Here is a 23,412-nt window from a genome sequence, read left to right on the forward strand (position 1 = left end):
TCAGAGCCAGGCGTCGCGGACGTCGAGCGTGGTCCGGTCCAGCGACGCGAGCAGGTCCAGCTGCGGGCCGGTGCGGGGCAGCTCGTGGCGCACGAAGTAGCGGGCCGCGGCACGCTTGCCCTCGTAGAGGTCGCCGTCGCGGCCCTCGGCGGCGAGCGCCTGCTCCAGCCAGATCCAGGCGAGCACGACGTGCCCGACGGCCTCCAGGTAGACCGAGGAGTGTGCGACCGCCAGCGCCGGGTCGTCCTGGCCGTGCACGATCCCGGTCACCTCGACGACCCGGTCCACGGCCGCCGCGACGGCGTCGGCGTGCGCGGCGAGTTCCCCGCCGACCGCGCGTCCGCGCTCCACGGTCTGCCCGATCGTCTCCCGCAGCAGCGTCAGCCCGGCGCCGCCCTGCATCACGACCTTGCGGCCCAGCAGGTCCAGGCCCTGGATGCCGTGGGTGCCCTCGTGGATCGGGTTGAGCCGGTTGTCGCGGTAGAGCTGCTCGACGTCGTGGTCGCGGGTGTAGCCGTAGCCGCCGTGGATCTGGATGGCGAGGTCGTTGGCGTGCAGGCACCACTGCGACGGCCAGCTCTTCGCGACCGGGGTCAGCACCTCCAGCAGCAGGTGCGCCCGGCGGCGTTCCTCGTCGGTCCCCGCGGTGCGCTCCTCGTCGAGGAGCCGCCCGCAGTACAGGTTCAGCGCGAGCGCACCCTCCACGTAGGACTTGCTCGCGAGCAGCATCCGGCGCACGTCGGTGTGGGCGACGATCGGCACCTGCGGGCTCGCCGGATCCTTCGCGCCGGCCGGGCGGCCCTGGGTGCGGGTACGGGCGTGGTCGAGGGCCAGCAGGTAACCGGCGTAGCCGAGTGCGGTGGCACCCGCCCCGACCCCGACCCGGGCCTCGTTCATCATGTGGAACATCTGGGCGAGACCGGTGTGCGGCTCCCCCACCAGGTAGCCGACGGCGCCGGCCTCCCCGCCCGGGGTCGCGCGGCCCTCGCCGAAGTTCAGCACGGTGTTGACGGTGCCGCGGTAGCCCATCTTGTGGTTGAGCCCGGCGAGGGCGATGTCGTTGCGTTCGCCGCTCTCCAGCACCCGGGGCACCACGAACAGCGAGATGCCCTTCACCCCGGCCGGTCCGCCGGGGATCTTCGCCAGCACGAGGTGGACGATGTTCTCCCCCAGCTCGTGCTCGCCGCCGGAGATCCACATCTTGGTGCCGGTGAGCCGGTGCGTGCCGTCGTCGCGGGGCTCGGCCCGGGTGGTGACGTCGGCCAGCGACGACCCGGCCTGCGGCTCGGACAGGCACATCGTGCCGAAGTAGCGGCCCTCCACCATCGGGCGCACCCAGGTCTGCACCTGCTCGGAGCTGCCGTGGGTGAGCAGAAGGTTGGCCGCGGCGACGGTGAGCATCGGGTAGGCGGCGGTGGCGACGTTGCCGGCGTGCAGCCACACGAAACACGCCTGGACGACGACGGCGGGCAGCTGCATCCCGCCGACCCGCTCGTCGAGCCCGGCGCCGACGATCCCGGTGTCGCCCAGCACCTTCAGCGCGGCGCGGACCTCGTCGGGGAGCGTGACGCGCTCGCCGTCGAACTCGGGCTCGCGGGTGTCGGAGACCTTGCGGTGCGGCGCGAAGTGCTCGGTCGCGACCTGTGCGGCGAGGTCGACGACGGCGTCGATGGTGTCGCGGTCGTGCTCGGCGTAGCGCTCGCGGTCGCAGAGCTCGACCACCCGCAGCCAGTCGTGGAGCAGGAAGTCGAGGTCGGCACGGGAGATCAGCTGCGCTCGCACGGCACCCACGATCGCACCCCGGGGCGGATCCGGGGAAGCGGGCCGCTCAGCCCCCGGCCGCGAGCGCCGGGGTGAACGCCGGCGACCCGGACCGGCCGGTCCGCACCAGGTCGGCGACGAGCTCGCCGACGGCCGGGGCGTACTTGAAGCCCTGCCCGGAGAACCCGCCGAGGACGACGGTGCGCGGCTCCCACGGGGCGAGCGCGACGATCCCGCGGCGGGTCGGCGTGTAGCCCTCGACGTAGGACTCCAGCCGGGCGGGCCGGTCGGACATCCCGGCGAGGCGCGCGGCGACCGCACCGGCCCAGTCCCGGGTGTAGCCGGCCTCGACCCACGGGTGGTGGTCGGCCGGCGAGTGGACGCGGGGCTGCGGCTGCTGGTGGTTGATCTTGACGGTGGCGCCGTCGACGGCGGGGAAGAACGTGTGCACCGGTGCCGCGGTGTGGATCCCGGGCGGGAAGACCGCGGGCGCGAACCGGGCGGGGTCCCGCACCCCGAACCAGCTCAGCACGACGCGGCGCTGCTCGATCCCGATGGCGCCCGGGACGAGACCGGCGCCGTGGCCGGTGGCGATCACGACGTTGTCGGCGACGGTCTCGCCGTCGACGGTGTGCAGCACGCCGCGCCCGCGCCGCCTGCCGATGCCGACGACGGTGACGCCCTCCCGGACGGCCGCTCCGGCCCGGCGGGCCTCCGCGACGAGCCCGCGGGTGGCGGTGCCGGCGTCGAGCAGCCCGCCGCCCGGGTCGAGCACGGCCACCTCGTCCGCGCCGAGCAGGTGCGCGGGCCAGCGCACGGCCGCCGCGGCCGCGTCGAGCACGGTGGTCCGGCCCGGCAGCGCGACCGCCCGGACCCGCGGGTCGTCGCGGGCGCCGAGCGTGAGCGCGCCGCAGGCGGTGAACGGCGCGCCGGGCAGCCCGGTCCAGAGCTCACGGCTGCGGTCGAGCAGGCGGACGTGGTCCGGCCCGGTCGCGACGGCGGTGCGGAAGATCCGCGTCTCGCCGCCGGAACCGCCGTCGGGGTGGCCGACGCGCCCGGACTCCAGCCCGACGCAGGACACCCCGGCGCGGGCCAGCGCGAGCAGCGACGCCGCGCCGAGCACACCCAGCCCGACGACGGCGCACTCGACCGACCCGGCCCGCCTCACGGGTGCTGCGACCGGATCCGGGCGTCCGCGGGCAGCGGGACGCGGGCCGGGTCCCGGGGCAGGCGTCCCGGCCAGACCAGGCAGAGCAGCGGCGGCGCACCGACCGCCCGCAGCGCGGCGACGGCCGTCACGACGTCCTCGGTGGTCGTCGCAGCGGTCTCGACGACGAGCACGCTCGGCCCGCCGTCGCGCACGGCGCGCAGGTCCTCGTGCGCGAGCCGCGGGACCCGCAGGGCCCGCACGACCGGCGCTCCGGGGTCGACGGTCGTCGCCGGGGCGCCGGGGGTGAGGTCGCGGTACTCGCGCCGGTCCCCCACCAGTGCGGCCGCCTTGACCAGCTCCGACGCGACGTCGCAGGCGGGCTCGCGGGTCAGCTGGACGACGGTGAGGCAGTCGACGTGGCGCAGCAGGTCGCGATAGGCACCGGCCAGGCGCGGCACCGCGTCCGGGGCGGAGCCCGGGGCGAGCACCGGCACGTCGAGCCGGGCCCGGAGCCGGTCCTCGGGGTGGGCCTCGGGCAGCAGTCCGCGGCCGCGGCGGACCGCGGGCACACCGAGACCGGCCAGCAGCAGCGCCGCACCGGCGCCGATCCCGGCCGCCCCACCGACCCACCACGCGGTCGGGACCCCCGGCGCGACGACCGGGGCGGGCCCGTCGACGACGACGGTGACCTGCCCGGTCCGGTCGGCCAGCGTCCGGCCGAGCTGCTCGGCGACCGGGTCGGTCCCGGTGGTGCCGGAGCTGCCGGTGGCCTGGGCGTCGGCGGCGCGCCGGTCGATCTCGGCGCGCAGCGGCTGGGTGCCGCCGGTGATGACGGCGGCGTCGAGGGCGCCGATGCGCTCGCGCAGGGCGGTGACCGCGTCGTCGGCCAGCGCGGTGGCGCTCGCGTCGTCGGTGCCGGTGGCGCGGACGGCGACCACACCCGGTTCGGGTGCGGTGAGCACGAGGCGCCCGGCGACGTCGGTGACGGTGGAGCCGGTCAGCTGGGCGACGCGATCGCTGAAGGCGGCGCTGCCGGCCGCAGCGAGCGCGCGGGCGGTGGCGGGCCCGGGGTCGGCGGTGCCGACCGAGCCGACCTGCACCGACGTCGTCGCGACGGCGGGTGGTGGGACGAGCACGGCCAGGCCCGCGGCGCCCGCGGCCGCGAGCAGCACGGCTCCGGTGACCGGGGCGCGGCGACGGCGCAGGGTCGCGCCGATCTCCGCCAGGGGGCCGTTGCGGTCCGACCCGGACGGGACGGGTTCCGGTGTCGCGGCCGGGATCGGTGCGGCCGCGGGGGCGGTCGTCGGGGCCGCGGTCCGGTCCGGCCGGGGCGCCCCGGGCGGGGCCGGACCGTCGAACCCGGCCGGCAGCGCCGGGCCGGACCCCGTCGGGGCCGGGCGCGGGGATGCGACCGGGGACCGCTGCGGGTCCTGTGCGGGGGTGGGCACGGACGCCGCCGGCGGCACCGGCGGGATCACCGAGGTGGCCGGGGACGGGCGGGACGGTGCCGGCGCGCCCGGCGGTGTGGACCGGGTGGGCAGGGCCGACGAGCCGGTGACGGGCGCCGTCCTTGTGACCGCCGACGGTCCGACGGGCGTCGTGGCCGGCACCGCGCCGCGCGCACCGTTCCTGCCCTTCGCGCCGTTCACCGGACCCTGAACCGGGGTCGTGGACGTGGCCGGGGTGCCGGTGCGGGGTGAGGTCGGCAGCGACGTCGGGGTCGCGGTGCGGTGGGCCCCGGCGCGCGGCTCGGTCCCGGCGCGTGCGTCGGTGCCGTTGCGTGTCTCGGCTCCGGTGCGTGCCCCGGCCGCGGTGCGCGGCTCGGTCCCGTGCTGCGCGTCGGTGCCGCCGCGCGGGTCGGCGCCGGTGCGCGGTCGCGTCTGCACGGTGTCCTCCACCCCGGAAGGACCGGAAGCACCGGAACCGTCCGGGGCACCGGGACCCGCCGTCGACGCGGCGGGCTCGGCCCGGGTCACCGCACCCGGCGGCGGCAGCAGCCCCCGCCGTCGCGACCGGGCCCGGTCCGGCGTGCCGGAGCGCGACGACGGCTCGGCGGGCCGCGACAGCTCAGCGGGACCGGTACCGGGCGACGCCGGGTCTGCGGCGCGCACCGGGGGTCGCTCGTCGCCCCGCGCCGGGGCCGCACCGGCCGGCGACGGAGTCACCGCGGGCAGCGCCGTCGTCGCGGAGGCGTCGTCGACGGCACCCGGGGCTCCGCCGGCCGGCTCCCGCGGTGCGTTCTCGCGGCGGTAGGGCGTCGGCCGGGACGGCGACGACCCGGCTGCCGTCTCCGCCGGTGCCTCGCGCCGCGGCGGGACCAGCGGGGCCCGCGAGGTCCTGGTGCGGGCCATCAGCGGGACCCCGCGACCAGGGCCGGGCCACCGGGCAGGATCTCGGTGACCACGCCGGCGGGCGTGACCTCGGTGATCGTGGCCTCGCGCGGCTGCGGCATCCCGGCCGCCGCCTCGGGGCCGAAGTGCTCGGCCAGCCAGGACGGCCGGTAGACCGTGTCCAGGTAGCGCTCCCCCATGTCCGGGGCGAGCGCGACGGCCGTGGTCGTCGCGTCGCCGTGGCGGCGCAGCCAGTCCGCGGCCCCCGCGACGACGGTGCCCGTCGACCCGCCGAACAGGAACCCGCGGCGGGCCAGGGCGTGGCACGCCTCGAGCGTGTCGGGCTCGGCGACGTGCACGACGTCGTCGATGTAGGACTCGTCGAGCGCCTCCGGGCGGACGCTGGTGCCCAGCCCCGGGATCATCCGGGGCGTCGGCCGGTCGCCGAAGGTGACCGATCCGGCCGCGTCGACCGCGACCACCCGGACCGGCCGCGGCCGGGACCGGAAGTAGCGGGCGCAGCCCATCAGCGTGCCGGTCGTGCCCGCGCCGACGAAGACCACGTCGAGCTGCGGGAACGCCGCCTCGATCTCCGGCCCGGTGGTGACCAGGTGCGAGCCCTGGTTCTCCGGGTTGGCGTACTGGTTGAGCCAGACGTAGCGGTCGTCGCCGGCGACCAGCGAGCGGACCAGCGCGATCCGGGTGGCGAGGAAGCCCCCGGCGGCGTCGGGGGTGTCGACGACGCGGACCTCCGCGCCGAGCGCCTCCATCAGCCGGTGGGTGGCCGGGTTGCAGCGCGGGTCGGTGACGCAGACGAACCGGTAGCCCCGGCTCGCCGCGATCATGGCGAGCGCGACGCCGAGGTTGCCCGAGGAGGACTCCACGAGCACCGATCCGCGGTGCAGCAGGCCGCGCCGCTCGGCGTCGGTGACCATGCCGAGTGCGGCCTTGAGCTTGACCGATCCTGCGAAGTTGAAGCCCTCGCACTTGAGGTAGACCGACAGTCCGAGGACCCCGGTCAGGTCGACGTACAGGTCGTCGGTGTTGAAGTCTTCGGGTGCGGAGATGACGGTCATCGTCGACCCCTCGTGTACCAGTGGTGGCGGCTCAGCCGTGCCGGCTCAGCTCGTGGAAGAAGTCGTCGACGGTGTGCAGCTCGCCGGCGCGGGCGACCTCGGCGTGGACGAACCGTCCGACGGCGAGGTCGAGGACCCCGAGGCCGAACGGGGAGAACACGACCGTGCGGTCGGTGGGGACGGCCAGCGTGCCGTCGAGCACCTGGTCGAGGGTCCCGTCGACGAAGTCGCGGTTCCCGGTGGCCTGTTCGGCCAGGTGCGGGGAGGTGTCGGCCTTGAGGCAGTGCTCGACGTCGTCGAGGACGTTGAAGGCGCTGAGCACGATGTCCGCCGACAGGTCGCGCAGCGACACGTTCAGCACCAGCGGGTGGTGGTCGAACCAGGCGGGGTCGTGCACGTGCGGGGTGCCCGCCACGGTCGCGAAGATCACCAGGTCGCTGCCGCGGACCAGCGACTCGGCGGAGTCGTGGATCCGGACCGCGCCGGGCGCGGTGCGCTCGACGTGGCCCCGGAACCCCTCGGCGGAGTCGGCGGAGAGGTCGAACACGCCGACCTCGTCGAAGGTCCATCCGGTGCCGACCAGGAACTGGTGGATGTAGCGGGCGATCAGCCCGGTCCCGACGAACCCGACGCGACGCGGGCGGGCCCGGTCGCGCGAGAGCCGGTCGGCCGCCGAGGCCGCCGACGCCGCGGTGCGCGTCGCGGAGATGATCGAGCTCTCCAGGCAGGCGTACGGGTAGCCGGTGCGGGGGTCGTTGAGGATCAGCACCGCCGAGGCCCGGGGGACGCCGCGGGCGACGTTCTCCGGGAAGCTGGAGATCCACTTGATGCCGTCGACGCCGGTGTCGTCACCGGTGCCGCCCAGCGACGCGGGCAGCGCGATGATCCGCGACGACGGCCTGTCGGGGAACCGCAGGAAGTACGACGGCGGGTTCACCGTCGCGCCGGCGCCGTGCACCCGGTAGGTGTCCTCGACGAGCTCGACGAGCTCCTTCTCCCGCCCGCCGAGCGCCCGCGCCACCTGGGCGCCGGAGATCACGGAGAAGGCGGGGACGGACTCGGCCGGGGCGTTCATCGGGCTCCCTCGAAGGCGGGGACGGCGACGCCGTCGGTCATGGCGACGACGACGTGCCGGTCACCGGTGTAGGGGTCGCGGCCGTGGGCGAACCGCAGGTTGTCCACGACCAGCAGGTCGCCGTCCTGCCAGGGCTCGCGGACGGCGTGCCGGTCGTGCGCGGCGTTGATCTCGTCGACGACCGCCTCGGGCACCGGGGAGCCGTCGCCGAAGCGGGTGCTGAACGGCAGCCCGTCCGGGCCGTGCATCTCCAGCAGGAACTCGCGGACCTCGGGGTCCATCGCGAACTCCGACAGGAACGCGATCTGGTTGAACCAGACCCGCTGCCCGGTGACCGGGTGCATCAGCACGCCGTGCCGGCGCTGGCGGGTGCGCAGCCCGCCGTCGGGCGTCCAGACCGTGCCGATGGCGTTGGCCCGGCAGTAGCGCTCGACGGCGTCGCGGTCGGCGGTGCCGAACGCCTGCTCCCAGGAGGCGCCGATGTCGTCGCCGTAGGAGCGGGTGAGGATCCAGCCCTCGCGCTCGACGCGGTCGACGAGTGCGGGCGGCAGGTCCGCCGCGACCCGGGTGGTGTCGACCAGCGGTGTCGCACCGCCGGTATCGGGTGCACGCAGGCAGGCGAACAGCAGCGTGGCGGGCGTGTCCAGGACGTAGGACAGCTCGTGGTGGGCGCACATCGGCTGGCGCGCGGGCCACGGGGTGGCCGAGTAGACGCCGTCGGACAGCAGGGTCCGGGCGGCGATCGCCTCGCGCTCGACGTAGCTGCCGGTCCCCAGCCGGGCGGCCACACCGGCGACGTCGGCGACGGTGCGCAGGCCGAGCCCGCGCACCAGCACGACACCGTGGTCGTCGAGCAGGTCGCGCAGCGCGTCGCCGTGGCGCTCGGTCCAGCCGGCGGCATCGCCGCCCGGGCCCGCGTCGAGGACGGGCGGTCGTCCGGGGTGCGGGCGCACCCCGAGCAGTGATCCGGTCATGTCTCCCCCTGTGGTGGTCAGCGCTGGTCGGCCGGGAGCAACCCGGCGAGGTCGGTGAGGACGGGATGGTCGAGCACCTGGCGGACCGTGACGGCCCGGCCGAGCGCGATCACGAGCTTCACCGCGGACAGCGAGCTGCCCCCCAGGTCGGCGAAGTCGTCGTCGGGGCCCACCGATCCGGCGGGCAGGTCGAGCACGCGGGTGACGGCGTCGACGACGCGGCGCTGGGCCGCGGTGAGTTCGCCACCGGTCGGGCCGGCCGACGCGCTCCCAGCGACGGCGGCCTGCGCCGCGGCCGCGGTCGCGTGCGCGGTGAGGGTCTTGCGGTCGATCTTGCCGTTGGCGGTGACCGGCAGCGGGTCGAGCCGGTGGACCGTCGGCGGGACCATGTAGGCGGGCAGGCTCTGCCCCAGCCGGGCCCGGACCTCGGGCGCGTCCGGGCCGTCGCCGGCGTGATAGGCGACCAGCTGCGGCCCGCCCGCGGTCGTCGCGACGACCACGCAGGCGTCGCGGACGCCGGGCACCGCCAGCAGCGCGTTCTCGATCTCGCCGATCTCGATCCGGAAGCCGCGGATCTTGACCTGGTTGTCGCGACGGCCGAGGAACTCGAGCTGCCCGTCGGGGCGCCAGCGGCCGTGGTCGCCGCTGCGGTAGAGCCGCTCGCCGGGCCGGTGCGGATCCGAGCCGAACGCGGCGGCGGTGCGGTCGGGGTCGTTGACGTAGCCGCGGCCGACGCACACCCCGGAGAACACGATCTCCCCGGGCGCGCCGAGCGGCACGGGCGCCAGGTCGGCGTCGACGACGTAGACCTTCACCCCGGGCACCGGGGCGCCGAGCGGGACCCGGCCGTCCGCGGGAGCCTCGCGCAGCACGGCGTGGTTCGTGTCGTCGGAGGTCTCGGTGAGGCCGTAGGCGTTGACCAGCGGGACGCCGGGCAGCACCCGGAACCAGCGCTGCACCAGCTCGGTCTTGAGCGCCTCTCCGGTGGCCGAGACCATCCTCAGGTCGGGCAGCGCCGTGGGGTGCTCCTCCAGGTAGGTCAGCACGACCTCGAGGTAGCTGGGCACGAGCTGGGCGACGGTGACCCGGGACCGCACCAGGGTGTCGACGAAGCGGCGGACGTCGAGGATCACGTCCTGCTCGACGAGCAGGGTCCGCCCGCCGGCGAGCGGACCCGCGACGAGCTGCCACAGCGAGATGTCGAAGCACTGCGGCGCGGTCTGGGCGACCACGCAGCCCGGCTCCAGCTCCAGGTCCTCGATCTTGGCGAGCAGGTGGTTGAGCATCCCGGCGTGCTCGCACATCGCGCCCTTGGGCTCGCCGGTGGAGCCGGAGGTGAAGTACAGGTAGGCGAGTCCGTCGGCCGGGACGTCGGCGGTGGGTGCGGGGCCGTCGGCGGCGGCGACCGCGTCCGGCACGGTCAGCACCGTCGTCGCGACGGCGGCCTCGTCGAGGTGGGCGCGGGTGGCGTCGGTGGTCAGCGCGATCCGGCACCCGGCGCGGGTCAGCGTGCGGGCGATCCGCTCCGCCGGGAAGTGCGGCTCGACCGGCAGGTAGGCGCCACCGGCGCGCAGGACGGCGAGCACCGCGACCATCCAGTCGAGGTCGCGGTCGCACACCACGGCGACGACCTCCTCGGGCGCCAGCCCGGCGGCGAGCAGGGTCGAGGCGACGCGGGCGGCCCGGTCCTCCAGCTCGGCGCGGGTGAGGGTGACCCCGGCGTGCTCGGCGACGACCTCGTCGGGCGCGGCGGCGGCGCGGTCGGCGAGCAGCTCGTGCGGGCGGCGGTCGGGCAGGTCCCGGGGCCGGCCGGCGAGATCGCCGAGCTGGGCGTCGCGCTCGGCCCGCCCGACCAGCGCCGACGGGCGGACGGGCGCGTCGGCGTCGGCGGCGGCGAGCGCCAGGGCCGCGGCGTGGTAGCCGGCGATCCGGGCGGCCGCGTCCTCGTCGAGCAGGTCGAGACGGTGGGTCAGGCGCAGGGTGGACCCGGACACCGCGACGTGCAACCCGGCGGCCGGCCCGTCGCCGGTGGTGGGGCACGGGTCGGCGCCGCGGTCGCCGGTGCGGCCGAGCGCCCCGGGGGCGATCTCGGCGCCGCGCAGGTCCGCGCCCGGGTCGAGCACCGTGCCGAACGACGGCACCGCGGTCCCGAGCTCGGCGGCGAGGCGTCCCAGGTCGGGCCCGGGGTGAGCGCGCAGCCCGGCCAGTGCGTCGGCGGCCGCGGTGACCAGCGCGGACCAGCTGCGGGCCGTGTCCAGGCACACCGGCAGCGGCGTCGCGCCGGCGCGGGCCGGGACACCGGCGGTCACCTCGGTGTCGCCGGACAGGGCCGCGAGGACGGCGGCGTGCGCGGCGAGCAGCACCGCGCCGGGCTCCACGCCGGTCACCGCGGCGACGGAGGCGACCGCGTCCCGCGGGATCGGCTCGGTGTGCACGGCGGTCCCGGGCCGGGGTGTCGCCGTCCACGACGGGGCCGGGGTGGCGCCGCCGGTGAGCAGCACCCGGGTCCAGTACTCGCGGGTGGTCGTGGTGGCGGGGTCGGCGAGCGTACCGGTCATCGTGCGGTCTCTCCGTTCAGCAGCGGGGCCGGGGCGGGGCGGGACCGCGGGGCGGCGGCCGGGTTGCCCTCCCAGACGGCACCGGCGGGGACGTCCTCGCCCTTCATGAGGAAGGCGTCGCAGCCGATGCGGGCGGCGTCGCCGACGACGGCGCCGTAGTGGACGAAGGCGCCGACATCGAGACAGGCGCCGGTGCCGACGGAGATGAAGTCGGACTTGAAGGTGCCGTCCTCCTGCGAGTGGCACTGCAGCACCGACCCGGCGTTGAGGACGACGTCGTCGCCGATGCGCACGAGCGTGCGGTCGGTCATGTTGCACCCGTCGTCGAACACGCGGCGGCCGATCTGCACACCGAGGGCGCGGGTGACGAGGCTCTTGAACGGGGTTCCGGCGAGCATCCGGTCCCAGCCCTGCACCACGAGCTTCCAGTACCGCTCGTGCCACCAGAAGTACGGGTCGTAGACCGAGCAGAAGCGGGGCTGCAGCCGGCGGCGCCCGGCGACGGTGAGCCGCTCGACGGTGATCGTGTACGTCATCGTGAACAGCAGCGACAGCAGCAGCTGCACCCCGACCGCGACCGGACCCAGCGGCGCCAGCAGGGCGGCGACGATCAGGGTGAGCAGGGTGACCCCGAACAGGGCACCCCACCGGAACGCCACGGCCAGGGCGATGGTGCGGCGGTTGTAGCGGTTCTTGGCGCGCAGCCGGTCGTGCAGGTCGAGGCCGGTGTGCAGGTGGCCGAACATCGAGTCCCGGGCGACGGTGCGGGGGATCTCGAACGGCGGCGAGCCGAGGAGCCCGACCCCGGTCCGCACCCGGCCGTCGGTGGGGACGAGCGTCTTGGTGGCGATCAGGCAGTCGTCGCCGACCCTGGAGCCGGCCGTCCACACGATCCTGTTACCCAGGAACGAGTTCGACGCAATCCGTGTCCGGTTCACGACGAATGCGGTGTCCGAATAGTCGACATTGACGATGGACAAACCGTCGGCGACCATCGTGCCGGTTCCGATCGAGCTCGCGAACGGCGTCTCCTGCTTCACCGCCGTCCCGAAGTTCGTCCCCGTCTGCGGGGTCCGCCGGAGATCGTGTCCGATGATCCGGAGGTAATCGACGATGTAGGAGCTGTCGCCGAGCAGATAGGTGAAGAACCGGACGTTCGTGATCCGTAACACGGTGCGCTGCAACGTGTATCGCAGGCCGTAGAGGGGGTACGGACGTCCCTCGGTGAGCCCGAGCGACAGCACGCGCGCGACCACTGCGGCCCCGAACAGACCGACGGCCGTCCCGGCGAGGAGCAGGCCGGTCGAGCTGACGAGGGCGTCGAGCCAGAGCTGGGACGAGACCACCCCGGCGGCCCCGCTGCCGATCACCGCCGCCAGCGTCGGCACGGACGCCAGCACGACGTCGACCACACCGGTGCCCAGCGGCAGCCAGACCAGCAGCAGCCAGCCGAGCTGGCCGGTCGCATAGCCGGCGCGCCGGGCCCGGCCGATCGTCGCCGAGACCCCGGCGCCGGGGTCTCCGCCGCCCGGGCGGGCCGGAGTGCCCCACCAGGTCGCACCGGCCGGGACGACCTGGCCGGTGTGCAGCGAGGAGGCGTGGGCGAGCCGTCCGCCGTCGCCGATCTCGGTCCCGATGTCGATCACCGACGCCTCGCCGACGACGACGCGGGCACCGATCGTGACCCGGCCGGTCCGGATGATGCCCGGCTCGGCGCGGTAGCAGGACAGGATCGAGTCCTTGCGCAGCACGGTGTTCGCGCCGATCGTGAGCAGGTCCGGGCAGGCCGGGATGGTGCGCGCCAGCATGACCACGCCGGGTCCGATCCGGGCGCCGAGCAGCCGCAGGTAGAGCGGCAGCAGCGGCGAGCCCGCGGCGACCAGCAGCAGCGGGTTGGTGCGGACCAGGGTCCTGGCCAGCCAGAACCGGTAGTACGCGGCGCTCCACAGCGGGATCTCGCGCTCGGTCCACCGGCCGACGAGCAGCCACTTCGCGGCGATCGGGAGCACCGCGAACACCGTGAAGGCCACCGCCACCGCGGCCAGCGAGCGCAGGTAGAAGTCCAGCAGCCCGGTGCCGAGGGCGATCCACTGGAACACGGCGCCGAGCAGGGTGCCATAGGCGAGGGTGAACACGACGAAGGTGAGCAGCTGCGCCGCGCCGCACAGCACGTAGGCGCGGGTGGTGCCGGTCGGGACCGGCAGCGCGGGCGGTGCCTCGTCCGGCACGGGACCGGCGTCGCCGGCGAGCGCGACGGCCAGACCGGCGGCGGTGGGGTGGGCGTAGACGTCGGTCATCGCGACGTCGGGCAGGTCGTCGCGGCGGCGGACCCTGGCGCAGAACCGGGTCATCGTCATGGAGTCGGCACCGAGGTCGGCGAACACGTCGGCATCGGCCCCGACGTCGGCGCCGACCAGCTCGGCGAGGATCGCCCGGTAGCCCTCGCGCACGTCGTCGACGGTGCGAGCGGAGCGCGCGACCGACGGGGCGAGTGCCGCGGCCAGCCCGGCCACGGTGGGGTGGGCGTAGACGTCGGTCATCGCGACGTGCGGCAGGTCGGGCCGTTGCCGGACCCGCGCACAGAACCGGGCGAGGACCATCGAGTCGGCACCGGCGTCGACGAAGAAGTGGTCGTCCGGCCGCACGGGTGCGTCGAGCAGGTCCGTGATGATCGCTGTGAAAGCGATCACGACAGCGTGTTCCGGCTCGGACACCGTGCGCGATTCCTGTTCGCGCACAGGCCCGGCGGTCATCACCCCGTCTTTCGACACCATCGTCATCCCCCGGCGGTACGAGCGTGTACGGGCAGAATCGTCGACCATTTCCAGCGCGTTACATAGTCAATATTTATGATCGACCGACCCCCGACTCACACATTTTCGGGGGCAGAGCGGCACGATTCCGACCGCGACGTCGAGGGCGTCGCGGTCGCGGGCCGCGATCCGGCGCGATCCCGATGAACTGTTTTCGTGACTCGACGAGCGGAGGTTCGATGTGAGCCTGGATGTGATGCAGGTCACTGCACATCAGTCGTCGGTGCGGGCGTGCCGCGGGGGACCGGGTGTGGACCCGGCCGGTTCCGGCCGATCGCCCGTGGCCGGGCACCCGCGGTGATTCACTCGTCCGGCGACACCGGCCCCGGCGCGTGCGCACCGCCGTCGGGGTCGCCGGGGCGGAGCATGGACGGTTCTCCCCGACCACCACGCACAGGAGGACGTGTGACCGCACTGCCACGCCGCAGCGTACTGCTCGGCACCCTCGGGGCCGCGGTCGCCGGGCTGGTGCCGGCCACGCCCGGCGGTGAGCCCGCCGCCGTGCCCCGCTGGTTCGCCGGTGCCCTGCGCCAGGCGACGACGCCCGACCCGTTCACCCTCGGCGTCGCCTCGGGCGACCCGTCGCCCGACGGGATGGTCCTGTGGACCCGGCTCGCCCCCGAGCCCGACGCCGAGGACGGCCGCGGCGGGATGCCCGACCGGGCGGTCGAGGTCGAGTGGGAGGTCGCCGAGGACGAGCGCTTCGCCCGCGTCGTGTCGCGCGGCACGGAGACCGCCACCCGCGAGCTCGCGCACAGCGTGCACGCCGAGCCCGCGGGACTCGCCCCGGGCCGCGAGTACTTCTACCGGTTCCGTACCGGTGGCCACCTCTCCCCCGTCGCGCGCACCCGGACCGCGCCCGCGGCGGGGGCGGCCGCCGCCTCGCTGACCATCGCGACGGCGTCGTGCGCGAAGTTCGGTGCGGGCCACTTCACCGCCTACCGCGGGATGGCCGCCGACGCCCCCGATCTCGTCCTGCACCTGGGCGACTACTTCTACGAGACCGACCGGGGGGAGGTCCGCGACCCGGGCCCGCCGGAGCCGAAGAACCTCGCCGGCTACCGGCGTACGCACGCCCACCAGCGCTCCGACGACGACCTGCGCGCCGCCCACGCCGTCGCCCCGTGGGTGGTGGTGTGGGACGACCACGAGGTCGTCAACGACTGGGACGGCGCGACGCCCGACCGGCGCCGGGCCGCGGCCCAGGCGTACTACGAGCACATGCCGCTGCGCCGCGCCTCGGTGCCCGACGGCCCGGACATGCAGCTCTACCGGCGGCTGGAGTGGGGCTCGCTCGCCACCTTCCACGTCCTGGACACCCGCCAGTACCGGATGCGCGGCTCGATGCTCGGCGCCGACCAGGAACGCTGGCTGCTGCGCGGGCTGACCGACTCCGCCGCGGGCTGGGACGTGCTGGCCCAGCAGGTGTTCTTCGCCCCGCGCCGGGGCGGCAAGTCCGGCACCTGGGGGGAGTTCACCGGGTCCCGGGAGCGGGTCGTCCGCGGCTGGACCGAGGCGGGCGTGCGCAACGCCGTCGTCCTCACCGGCGACGAGCACGTCCACCACGCCAACGAGATCCCCGGTGCCGACGACCGGATCGCCGGCACCGAGCTCGTCACCACCTCGGTCACCTCCGGCGGCGACGGCGACGGCGACGCGAAGTCCGGTGGCAGCGGCAGCTCGGTGTGGTCGCTCGACCGGCGCGGCTACGTGCTGGCGACGTTCACCCCCGCGCAGATGCGCGCGGACTTCCGCACCGTGTCCCGGATCAGCGAGCCCGGTGCCACGGTGCGCACGGCGGCGTCGTTCGTGGTGCCGGACCGGGAGCCGGGCCTGAACAAGGTCTGACCCGGCCCCCGGCGCTCAGCCGGTCGCCACCCGGGGCTCGCGGACGTCGTCGCCGAGGGTGTCCAGCACCAGCGCGGCGATGCGCTCGCGGTGGGCCTCGGCGGACCCGAGCAGCGCCGCGTCGGCGACGGCGCGCTTGTAGTACAGGTGCGCGACGTGCTCCCAGGTGAAGCCGATCCCGCCGTGCAGCTGCACCGCGTCGGCGGCGACCCGGTACGCCGTCTCCGAACAGGTGGCCTGCGCGATCGACACGGCGAGGTCGGCATCGTCGACGCGCGGGTCGTCGACCGCCCAGGCCGCGTGCAGCGCCGCGGTCCGGGCCTGTTCGAGGGCGACGAGCATGTCCGCGCACCGGTGCTTGACCGCCTGGAACGACCCGATGGGCCTGCCGAACTGCAGCCGCTCCTTCGCGTAGGCGACGGTCAGGTCGAGCAGCCGGCGGGCGATGCCGGCCTGTTCGGCGGCGAGCAGCGCCCCGGCGGTGCGGAAGGCGTGCCGCAGCGCGCCGTCGGCGTCCGCGCCGGTGGCGAGTACGGTTCCGGTCGCCCCGTCGAGGACGACCCGGGCGACCGGGCGGGTCACGTCGAACGAGCCGCACCGTTCCACCCGCACCCCGTCGGCGCCGGGGTCGACGACGGCCAGCACCGGGCCCTCGGGCCCCGCGGCCGCGACGACCAGCACGTCCGCGGCGCCCGCGTCCGGGACGTGCTCCACCGTGCCGGTGAGCCGGTCGCCGTCGGCGGTGACACCGGCCGCGGACGCGCCGTCGTAGGGCGTGGTGAGCCGGGCGACCAGGGCCGCGGTGCGCGAGCCGTCGGCCAGCGCGGCGAGCAGCGCGTCGCGCCCGTCGCCCGCCGGGGCCGCGACCAGCGCCGGGACCGCGAGCGCGACGGTGCCGAGCAGCGGCCCGGTCACCAGCGCCGCACCCAGCTCCTCCGCCGCGACGGCCTGGTCCACACAGGTCCCGCCGGCGCCGCCGAGGTCCTCGGGCACCGCGAGGGACAGCGCGCCGAGCTCGGTGCCGAGCCGGGCCCACAGTGCCCGGTCGAACCCGTCGGTGGTGTCGACGAGCCGGCGCAGGGTGGCCTCGTCGTGCTGGCGCTCGGCGAAGCGGTGCAGCGCCGCGCGCAGCTCGCGCTGCTCGTCGGTGACGTCGAACTCCCGGAGCTCCTGCTCAGCCACGGGGGACCTCCTTCCAGGGGCGGTCGGAGTCCGACCGGGGCTCGCCGGGCAGACCCAGCACGCGTTCGCCGAGGATGTTGCGCATGACCTCCGAGGTACCGCCCTCGATGGTGTTCGCGCGCGAGCGCAGGAAGCGCTGCTGCACCGTGGAGTTCGGGTCGGTGTGCACCCGCCCGCGGTCCATCGTCCAGTCGTCGTAGAGCAGCGCGTCCGGGCCGAGCAGGTCCATGCAGAACTCGTAGACGTCCTGGTTCAGTTCGGCGCCGACCAGCTTGGACACCGACCCCTCCGGACCGGGCTGTCCGGCGCTCGCGGTGCGCCGCGCGCGGGCCAGGGTGAGGCGGTGGGTCTCGGCGCGGGTCCACAGTGCCGCGAGCCGGTCGCGCAGCACCGGGGTGTGCCGGTCGGGGTGGGCCCGCCACAGGCCGAGGGCCTCGCCGATGACGCCGCTGCCGCGCCGCCCGGTGACCCCGCCGATGGCGGTGCGCTCGTTCATCAGGGTGGTGATCGCGACCTTCCAGCCGGCGCCGACCTCACCGAGCCGGTGCGCGTCGAGGACCCGGGCGTCGTGCAGGTGGACCTCGTTGAACTCGGCCTGCCCGGTCATCTGCCGTAGCGGGCGGACGTCGACGCCCGGCTGGGTCATGTCGATCACGAAGTAGGTCAGGCCGCGGTGCTTGGGCTGCTCGGGGTCGGTGCGGGCGACGAGCATCCCCCACCGCGCGACGTGGGCCAGGGTCGTCCAGACCTTCTGCCCGTTGACGACCCACTCGTCACCGTCACGGACCGCGGAGGTGGCCAGGCCCGCGACGTCGGAGCCGGCGCCGGGCTCGCTGAACAGCTGGCACCAGATCTCCTCGCCGGTGGCCATCGGCCGGAGCCAGGCCCCGACCTGGTCACGGTCCTGGCCGTACTCGACCACGGTCGGCGCGCCCATGCCGTAGCCGATCGGGTTGACCGCGAACATCCGCTCGCCGCCGGCGTCGGTGACGATCTGGTCGACCACCGGCTGGAGCCCGCGGGACAGCCCGAGGCCGCCGAGCCCCTCGGGGTGGTGCACCCAGGCTAGCCCGGCGTCGTAGAGGGCGCCGAACAGCTCCTCGCGCGGCACCGACAGCGGGTCGTGGGCCTCGACCACCTCCCGGGCGGCCTGTGCCACGCGGGCCGCGTCGGATGCCGGTCGGGTCGTGGTGGGCGAGCTCATCGCACCTCCGGAAGGTGGGCCTGACGGTCGTCGTCGACGTCGCTCCGAACCTAGCCGTCATCAGTTTCGGGGACCACGGTTAACGGTTCCTGGTCCGTGCGCGACATCAGGTTCGTCCGTCCGACGCAGTCCGAACCGCAGGAGCAACGATGCCCGCCACCACCGCCGCCACCCACCGTCCCGCGGCCCCCGTCCTCGACGGGACCGCGCTGCCGGGCTGGGTGCTGCTGCTGATCACCGCCGGGCTGGCCGCCGCCGTCGTCGTGATCATGGTGCTGTCCTACAGCGGGCTGGCCTGACCCATACTCGGGAGTGATGCCCCCACTCCCCGACCTGCCGGTCCGCGCCGTCCTCGACGAGCTGCGGGCGGCGCTGGACGACCGCGGCGGCGCCGTGCTCGTCGCCCCGCCCGGTACCGGCAAGACCACCCTCGTCCCGCTCGCCCTGGCCGGGCTCGACGGCTCCGGCCCGGCACCCGGGGGCACGGTGCTGGTCGCCGAGCCGCGCCGGGTCGCCGCCCGCGCCGCCGCGGCCCGGATGTCGTCGCTGCTGGGGACCGAGGTCGGTGGGCCGGTCGGCTACCGCGTCCGCGGCGACGCCCGCACCGGGCCGGACACCCGGGTCGAGGTCGTCACCTCCGGCCTGCTGCTGCGCCGCCTCGCCGGGGACCCGGAGCTGGCCGGGGTGTCCACCGTCGTCCTCGACGAGGTGCACGAGCGTCACCTCGACGCCGACCTGCTGCTCACCCTGCTGCTCGACGCCCGCTACGGGCTGCGGCCCGACCTGCGGCTGCTCGCCACCTCCGCGACCCTCGACACGGCCCGCCCCGCCGTGCTGCTGGGCGACGACGACCGGCCCGCGCCGGTGCTGGAGGTCGCCGCCCGCAGCTACGACGTCGCCGTCGCCCACGTCCCGCCCGCCCGGGCCGGTCGCGGCGGGAGCGAGCGGATCGAGAACACCGTCGCCCGGACGTGCGTGCGGGCGCTCGAGCACGGCAGCGTGCTGGCGTTCCTGCCGGGCGTCGCGGAGATCGGGCGGACCGCGTCCGCGCTGCGCGAGCTCGGACCCGACGCCGACGTCCTCGCGCTGCACGGCAGGCTGCCTGCCGCGGAGCAGGACGCGGCGCTGCGCGACGGGCCGCGGCGCCGGATCGTGCTCGCCACCGCCGTCGCCGAGTCCAGCCTGACCGTGCCCGGTGTCCGGGCCGTCGTCGACTCCGGGCTGGTCCGGGTCCCGCACACCGACCACCGGCGCGGACTGTCCGGCCTCGTGACGCGGCGGGTCTCGCGCGCGGTCGCGACCCAGCGCGCGGGCCGCGCCGGCCGGGAGGCGCCCGGCGTCGCCTACCGCTGCTGGCCCGAGGGCGAGGTCCTCGCCGACGCCCCGGACCCCGAGATCCGCACCGCCGACCTCACCGCGCTCGCGCTGGACCTCGCCGTCTGGGGCACCCCCGACGGCAGCGGTCTGCGCTGGTGGGACGCCCCTCCCCCCGGTCCGCTGGCTGCCGGACGGACGGTGCTGACCGCACTCGGCGCGATCGACACGCGAGGCGCGGTCACCGACCGGGGACGGCGGATCTCCGCGCTGGGCCTGCACCCGCGCCTCGCCAGGGCCCTGCTCGACGGCGTCGCCGCCGGTGGGGACCCGCGGGAGGTCGCCGGGATCGTCGCCGTCCTCGACGACGACACCCTCGCCGGTCCCGCCGACGACCTGACCGCCGCACTGACCCGGCTGCGCTCCGGCGACGCCCCCGGCGCCGGGCGGTGGCGTGGGGACCGGGACCGCCTGACCGGTGCACTGCGCCGCGCCCGCGCCTCGTCGCCCGCCTCCTCCTCGGTCGCCGCCTCGCCGACCGCCACCGTGTCGCCGGGCACCTCGCCGGGAGCCGGGGCGCACTCCGGCCCGGCCGCCGCGGCCCCGGGCCCTGCGCGCGAACGGGCCGGGCGCGCCGCGGGGGCTCCGGGCGCCGAGCTCGTCGCGCTGGTCACCGGGCTCGCCTACCCCGAACGGCTCGCCCGGCGCCGCGACGCCGCGGCCGGGGTGTTCCTCATGACCGGTGGCACCGCCGTCGAGGTCCCGCCCGGCCCGCTGCGCGACGCCGAGTGGCTGGCCGTCGCCGTCGCCGACCGGCGCCCCGGGCAGACCCACGGCCGGGTCCGCCTCGCCGCGACCACCGACGCCGCGACCGCGCTGCGGGCCGCCGCGCCGCTGCGGGTCACCGGCTCGGAGGCCGTCTGGAGCGACGGCGACGTCCGCGCCCGCACCGTCGACCGGCTCGGCGCGATCGTGCTGTCGGAGAAGCCCGACCGCTCCCCCGACCCCGGCGCCGTCCGCGACGCGCTCGTCGCCGGGCTGCGTGCCGAGGGCACCGGGCTGCTGCGCTGGACGGCGGGGGCGGTCTCCCTGCGCGAGCGGTTGGACTTCCTGCACCGGGTGCTGGGCGCACCGTGGCCCGACGTGTCCGAGGAGGCGCTGCTCGACTCGGCCGCCGATCCCGCCGGGTGGCTGGCCGGTCCGCTCGCCACCGCCCGGCGCCGCTCCGACCTGGCCCGGGTCGACGCCGGCCCCGCGCTGCGCCGCCACGTCGCCGCGTACGTGGGCGGGCTCGCCGGGCGGATCGACGAGCTGGCCCCGGAGCGGCTCACCGTCCCCACCGGGTCCCGGATCGCGCTGGACTACTCCGGCGCGGCCCCGGCCCTGCCGGTGAAGGTCCAGGAGGTGTTCGGGTGGACCGGCTCCCCGGCCGTCGCCGACGGGCGGGTGCCGGTGGTGCTGCACCTGCTCTCCCCCGCCGGACGTCCGACGGCGGTCACCGCCGACCTGGACTCGTTCTGGGACAACGCCTATCCACAGGTCCGGGCCGAGCTCCGCGGGCGCTACCCGAAGCACGCCTGGCCCGAGGACCCGCGGACCGCGACACCGGGACGGGGCACCGGACGCCGGAGATGAGACCCGCACCCCGCCCGGCGACCCGGTCCAGCCGGTCCGGTCGCCGAGATGTAGCTCAGCGGGAATTGTCGATCTCCACAGCCCGCTGAGCTGCATCTCGGCGTTCGTGGTGCGTCCGGACCGCGCTCCGTGGGGCGTGGGGCGCGGTCCGGACGCTCAGCGGACCTGGTCGGCGAACACGACGACGTTGTCGACGTAGCTGCGGGCCGACCGGTCGAACACCCCGCCGCAGGTGATCAGTCGCAGGCCCGCGTGGTCGAGATCGCCGTAGACCTCGGCGGTCGGGAACTCCGCCTTGGGGAAGCGCCCCACCCGGCGCACGGCGAACACCACCGACGTCCCGTCGGCGCGGTCGACGCGGATCTCGTCGCCGGGCTCGAGGGTGTCCAGGTCGGCGAAGGCGCCGGGCAGTCCCTTCCAGTCGACGTGCGCGGTGAGCACGGCGGGACCGACCTCCCCCGGGGTCGGTGCGCCGGTGTACCAGCCGACCGTTCCCGCATCCTCGGGGACCTCCATCGACCGGTCGGCGGCCAGCCCCATCGGCCGGGGCACGGTGTCGAGCCCGAGCCGGTCGACCCGCAGCCGGACCGGCTCGGACCGCACCAGCGGCGCGGGCCCCGGCGGCAGCAACGCCCCCGGCGCGGGCGCCGGAGCGGGCACCGGGACGGAGGCGACGGCCGTCGCCCCGGGCTCGGGTGCGCCCGCGGGGTCGGCGAGCAGCAGCGCGGCGGTGAGGACACCGACCGGCGCCAGCACCCGCGTCACCCGGCGCAGCGCACCGACCCGTCGCCGCGCCCGTCGCCCGCCGTCCGGGCTCCCGCGCCGCACCGTCCCGGCCCGGTCCCCGGCCACCGTTCCGCGCTCGGCGTGGTCCCCGGCCACCGTCCCGCGCCCGGACCGGTCCCCGGCCACGGGGCGGCGCCCGGCCCGCGCACCGGGCGGTGCGGCGGGTCCGGGCACCGGGAGGACGGGACCGGGCACGGTGCCGGGGTCAGCCGCGGCGACCGGCGGCGACGCGCCGCACCGCGACCGCGCCGATGCCACCGGCGACGACGGCACCGAGCGCCAGCGGCAGCACGTCGGCCGGGCCGCCTCCGGCCTCGACGCCACCGACCGGCGTCGCGGTGACCTGGGTGGAGTCGTCGGAGGCGGCCTCGACCGCGGCCGGGGACGCCGCGCTGCCGTAGTCGTGGTCCTCGCAGGCCTGACCGTCGTTGTCGCGGTCGAGTCCGTAGGGGTCACCCGGGGTCAGGGCAGACTGGGCGTCGGCCTGGCCGGCGAAGTCGTCGCAGTTGCGGTCCTGGGCGAAGGCCGTACCGGCCAGCGGGAGGGCGGCCGCGGTCGCGAGGAGCACGGCGGCGGACAGGGAGCGGAGGCGCATCGGGGGTGTCCTTCCGGGGAACGTGGGGGGAGCCACGCAGGTAGCAGCGATCCGGACGTGTCGGTCGTTACACCCGATCGTGAATGGACCCGAACGGACTTGAACCGGCTCCGCCGGGCGGCGGAAGGTGGTCCGGTGAACGCTCTCCCCACCCCCGACGACGTCCGTGCCGCGGCAGCGATCCTGCGCGGCCACGCCCACCGCACCCCCGTCCTCACCTCCCGGCTCACCGACGCCGAGCTCGGCGCACAGGTGTTCGTGAAGGCGGAGAACCTCCAGCGCACCGGGAGCTTCAAGTTCCGCGGGGCGTTCCACACGCTGTCCCGGCTGTCCGCGGCACAGCGGCGGGCGGGGGTCGTCGCGTTCTCCTCGGGCAACCACGCCCAGGCCGTGGCGCTGGCCGCGCAGCTGCTGGAGGTCCCCGCGACGATCGTGATGCCGCACGACGCCCCGGCCTCGAAGCTCGCCGCCACCCGCGGCTACGGCGCCGAGGTCGTCGGCTACGACCGCTACGCCGAGGACCGCGCGGCCATCGCGACCGCGCTGTCGGAGGAGCGTGGGCTCACCCTCGTCCCGCCCTACGACCACCCGCACGTCATCGCCGGGCAGGGCACCGCGGTGCTGGAGCTGCTGGAGGACCACGGCCCGCTCGACGCGCTGTTCGTCTGCCTCGGCGGGGGCGGGCTGCTCTCCGGATCACTGCTCGCGACGCAGGCCCTGTCCCCCGACGCCCAGGTGTACGGCGTCGAGCCCGAGGCCGGCGACGACGGCCTGCAGTCCCTGCGCGCCGGGCACGTCGTGCGCATCCCGCAGCCCCGCACGCTCGCCGACGGCGCCGCCACCACCCACCTCGGCGACCACACGTTCCCCGTGATCGCGCAGCTCGTCACCGACATCGTGACCGTGCCCGACACCGCCCTGGTCGAGTCGATGGCGCTGTTCGCGGCGCGCTACAAGGTGCTCGTCGAGCCGACCGGGGCGCTGGCCTTCGCGGGCGTGCGGGCGGCCGTCGCCGCGGACCCGCAGCGGTGGGCGGGGACGCGGATCGGCGTCACGATCTCCGGTGGCAACGTCGACCTGGACCGCTTCGCCGCCCTCGTCACCGGCTGAC

The 23,412-nt window shown here is 76.0% G+C and carries 16 protein-coding genes; 4 read left to right on the forward strand and 12 right to left on the reverse strand.

Features of this window, described 5'->3' with window-relative positions; all coding sequences use genetic code 11:
- From ZF1_RS16580 to ZF1_RS16615, 8 genes are read right to left on the reverse strand one after another with little or no spacing between them, the layout of a single operon-like run.
- Complete coding sequence (locus ZF1_RS16580) at nucleotides 1–1,782, reverse strand: acyl-CoA dehydrogenase (protein WP_482637716.1); 1,782 nt, start codon at nucleotides 1,780–1,782, stop codon at nucleotides 1–3.
- Nucleotides 1,783–1,828: 46 nt separating this feature from the next.
- Nucleotides 1,829–2,929, reverse strand: coding sequence for an FAD-dependent oxidoreductase (locus ZF1_RS16585; protein ID WP_482637717.1), 1,101 nt, complete (start codon nucleotides 2,927–2,929; stop codon nucleotides 1,829–1,831).
- The gene (locus ZF1_RS16590; RefSeq protein WP_482637718.1) at nucleotides 2,926–5,262 is read right to left on the reverse strand and encodes a hypothetical protein; all 2,337 of its coding nucleotides are present in this window, start codon (nucleotides 5,260–5,262) and stop codon (nucleotides 2,926–2,928) included. Before ZF1_RS16590 ends, ZF1_RS16585 begins: the two co-directional genes overlap by 4 nt.
- A complete protein-coding gene (gene sbnA, locus ZF1_RS16595; protein ID WP_482637719.1) occupies nucleotides 5,262–6,317 on the reverse strand; it encodes a 2,3-diaminopropionate biosynthesis protein SbnA in 1,056 nt (351 codons plus the stop codon). Before sbnA ends, ZF1_RS16590 begins: the two co-directional genes overlap by 1 nt.
- Before the next feature lie 31 nt (nucleotides 6,318–6,348).
- Nucleotides 6,349–7,392: a 2,3-diaminopropionate biosynthesis protein SbnB gene (gene sbnB / locus ZF1_RS16600; RefSeq protein ID WP_100877493.1), complete on the reverse strand. Its 1,044-nt coding sequence runs from the start codon at nucleotides 7,390–7,392 to the stop codon at nucleotides 6,349–6,351.
- The gene (locus ZF1_RS16605) at nucleotides 7,389–8,366 is read right to left on the reverse strand and encodes a TauD/TfdA family dioxygenase (protein ID WP_482637720.1); all 978 of its coding nucleotides are present in this window, start codon (nucleotides 8,364–8,366) and stop codon (nucleotides 7,389–7,391) included. The genes sbnB and ZF1_RS16605 overlap by 4 nt, the downstream gene beginning before the upstream one ends.
- Before the next feature lie 17 nt (nucleotides 8,367–8,383).
- A complete protein-coding gene (locus tag ZF1_RS16610; RefSeq protein ID WP_482637721.1) occupies nucleotides 8,384–10,924 on the reverse strand; it encodes a non-ribosomal peptide synthetase in 2,541 nt (846 codons plus the stop codon).
- Complete coding sequence (locus ZF1_RS16615) at nucleotides 10,921–13,614, reverse strand: Pls/PosA family non-ribosomal peptide synthetase (protein WP_482637722.1); 2,694 nt, start codon at nucleotides 13,612–13,614, stop codon at nucleotides 10,921–10,923. The genes ZF1_RS16610 and ZF1_RS16615 overlap by 4 nt, the downstream gene beginning before the upstream one ends.
- A gap of 489 nt (nucleotides 13,615–14,103) precedes the next feature.
- Between ZF1_RS16615 and ZF1_RS16620 the strand changes: the two genes are divergently transcribed.
- Nucleotides 14,104–15,585 carry an alkaline phosphatase D family protein gene (locus ZF1_RS16620; protein ID WP_179762527.1) on the forward strand — a complete coding sequence of 494 codons (1,482 nt, stop codon included), beginning with the start codon at nucleotides 14,104–14,106 and terminating at the stop codon, nucleotides 15,583–15,585.
- A gap of 15 nt (nucleotides 15,586–15,600) precedes the next feature.
- On the opposite strand, the gene ZF1_RS16625 is transcribed toward ZF1_RS16620, so the two are convergent.
- Nucleotides 15,601–16,767 carry an acyl-CoA dehydrogenase family protein gene (locus ZF1_RS16625; protein WP_482637723.1) on the reverse strand — a complete coding sequence of 389 codons (1,167 nt, stop codon included), beginning with the start codon at nucleotides 16,765–16,767 and terminating at the stop codon, nucleotides 15,601–15,603.
- The gene (locus tag ZF1_RS16630) at nucleotides 16,760–17,971 is read right to left on the reverse strand and encodes an acyl-CoA dehydrogenase family protein (RefSeq protein WP_179762525.1); all 1,212 of its coding nucleotides are present in this window, start codon (nucleotides 17,969–17,971) and stop codon (nucleotides 16,760–16,762) included. Before ZF1_RS16630 ends, ZF1_RS16625 begins: the two co-directional genes overlap by 8 nt.
- A 149-nt stretch (nucleotides 17,972–18,120) precedes the next feature.
- Between ZF1_RS16630 and ZF1_RS16635 the strand changes: the two genes are divergently transcribed.
- Nucleotides 18,121–18,270, forward strand: coding sequence for a hypothetical protein (locus tag ZF1_RS16635; protein WP_157818196.1), 150 nt, complete (start codon nucleotides 18,121–18,123; stop codon nucleotides 18,268–18,270).
- A gap of 16 nt (nucleotides 18,271–18,286) precedes the next feature.
- On the forward strand, nucleotides 18,287–20,920 hold the full coding sequence (locus ZF1_RS16640; RefSeq protein WP_482637724.1) for an ATP-dependent RNA helicase: 2,634 nt from the start codon (nucleotides 18,287–18,289) through the stop codon (nucleotides 20,918–20,920).
- Between the two features lie 156 nt (nucleotides 20,921–21,076).
- Here the strand turns inward: ZF1_RS16640 and ZF1_RS16645 are convergent, their stop codons facing one another.
- On the reverse strand, nucleotides 21,077–21,880 hold the full coding sequence (locus tag ZF1_RS16645) for a class F sortase (RefSeq protein WP_482637725.1): 804 nt from the start codon (nucleotides 21,878–21,880) through the stop codon (nucleotides 21,077–21,079).
- Nucleotides 21,881–21,911: 31 nt separating this feature from the next.
- Nucleotides 21,912–22,301 (reverse strand): hypothetical protein, encoded by a 390-nt coding sequence (locus ZF1_RS16650; protein WP_482637726.1) that lies wholly within the window; start codon nucleotides 22,299–22,301, stop codon nucleotides 21,912–21,914.
- Between the two features lie 135 nt (nucleotides 22,302–22,436).
- On the opposite strand from ZF1_RS16650, the gene ZF1_RS16655 reads away from it, so the two are divergent.
- Nucleotides 22,437–23,411, forward strand: coding sequence for a threo-3-hydroxy-L-aspartate ammonia-lyase (locus tag ZF1_RS16655; protein ID WP_251782221.1), 975 nt, complete (start codon nucleotides 22,437–22,439; stop codon nucleotides 23,409–23,411).
- Nucleotide 23,412: the final 1 nt, after the last annotated feature.

The organism is Pseudonocardia sp. ZF1 (assembly GCF_056835605.1).

Excerpts from the sequence above, each read along its gene's own strand:
- ZF1_RS16605 (WP_482637720.1), bottom strand. The coding sequence starts at position 8,366 with ATGACCGGATCACTGCTCGGGGTGCGCCCGCACCCCGGACGACCGCCC.
- ZF1_RS16640 (WP_482637724.1), top strand. The coding sequence starts at position 18,287 with ATGCCCCCACTCCCCGACCTGCCGGTCCGCGCCGTCCTCGACGAGCTG.
- ZF1_RS16635 (WP_157818196.1), top strand. The coding sequence starts at position 18,121 with ATGCCCGCCACCACCGCCGCCACCCACCGTCCCGCGGCCCCCGTCCTC.
- ZF1_RS16620 (WP_179762527.1), top strand. The coding sequence starts at position 14,104 with ATGGACGGTTCTCCCCGACCACCACGCACAGGAGGACGTGTGACCGCA.
- sbnA (WP_482637719.1), bottom strand. The coding sequence starts at position 6,317 with ATGACCGTCATCTCCGCACCCGAAGACTTCAACACCGACGACCTGTAC.
- ZF1_RS16590 (WP_482637718.1), bottom strand. The coding sequence starts at position 5,262 with ATGGCCCGCACCAGGACCTCGCGGGCCCCGCTGGTCCCGCCGCGGCGC.
- ZF1_RS16650 (WP_482637726.1), bottom strand. The coding sequence starts at position 22,301 with ATGCGCCTCCGCTCCCTGTCCGCCGCCGTGCTCCTCGCGACCGCGGCC.
- ZF1_RS16610 (WP_482637721.1), bottom strand. The coding sequence starts at position 10,924 with ATGACCGGTACGCTCGCCGACCCCGCCACCACGACCACCCGCGAGTAC.
- sbnB (WP_100877493.1), bottom strand. The coding sequence starts at position 7,392 with ATGAACGCCCCGGCCGAGTCCGTCCCCGCCTTCTCCGTGATCTCCGGC.
- ZF1_RS16630 (WP_179762525.1), bottom strand. The coding sequence starts at position 17,971 with ATGAGCTCGCCCACCACGACCCGACCGGCATCCGACGCGGCCCGCGTG.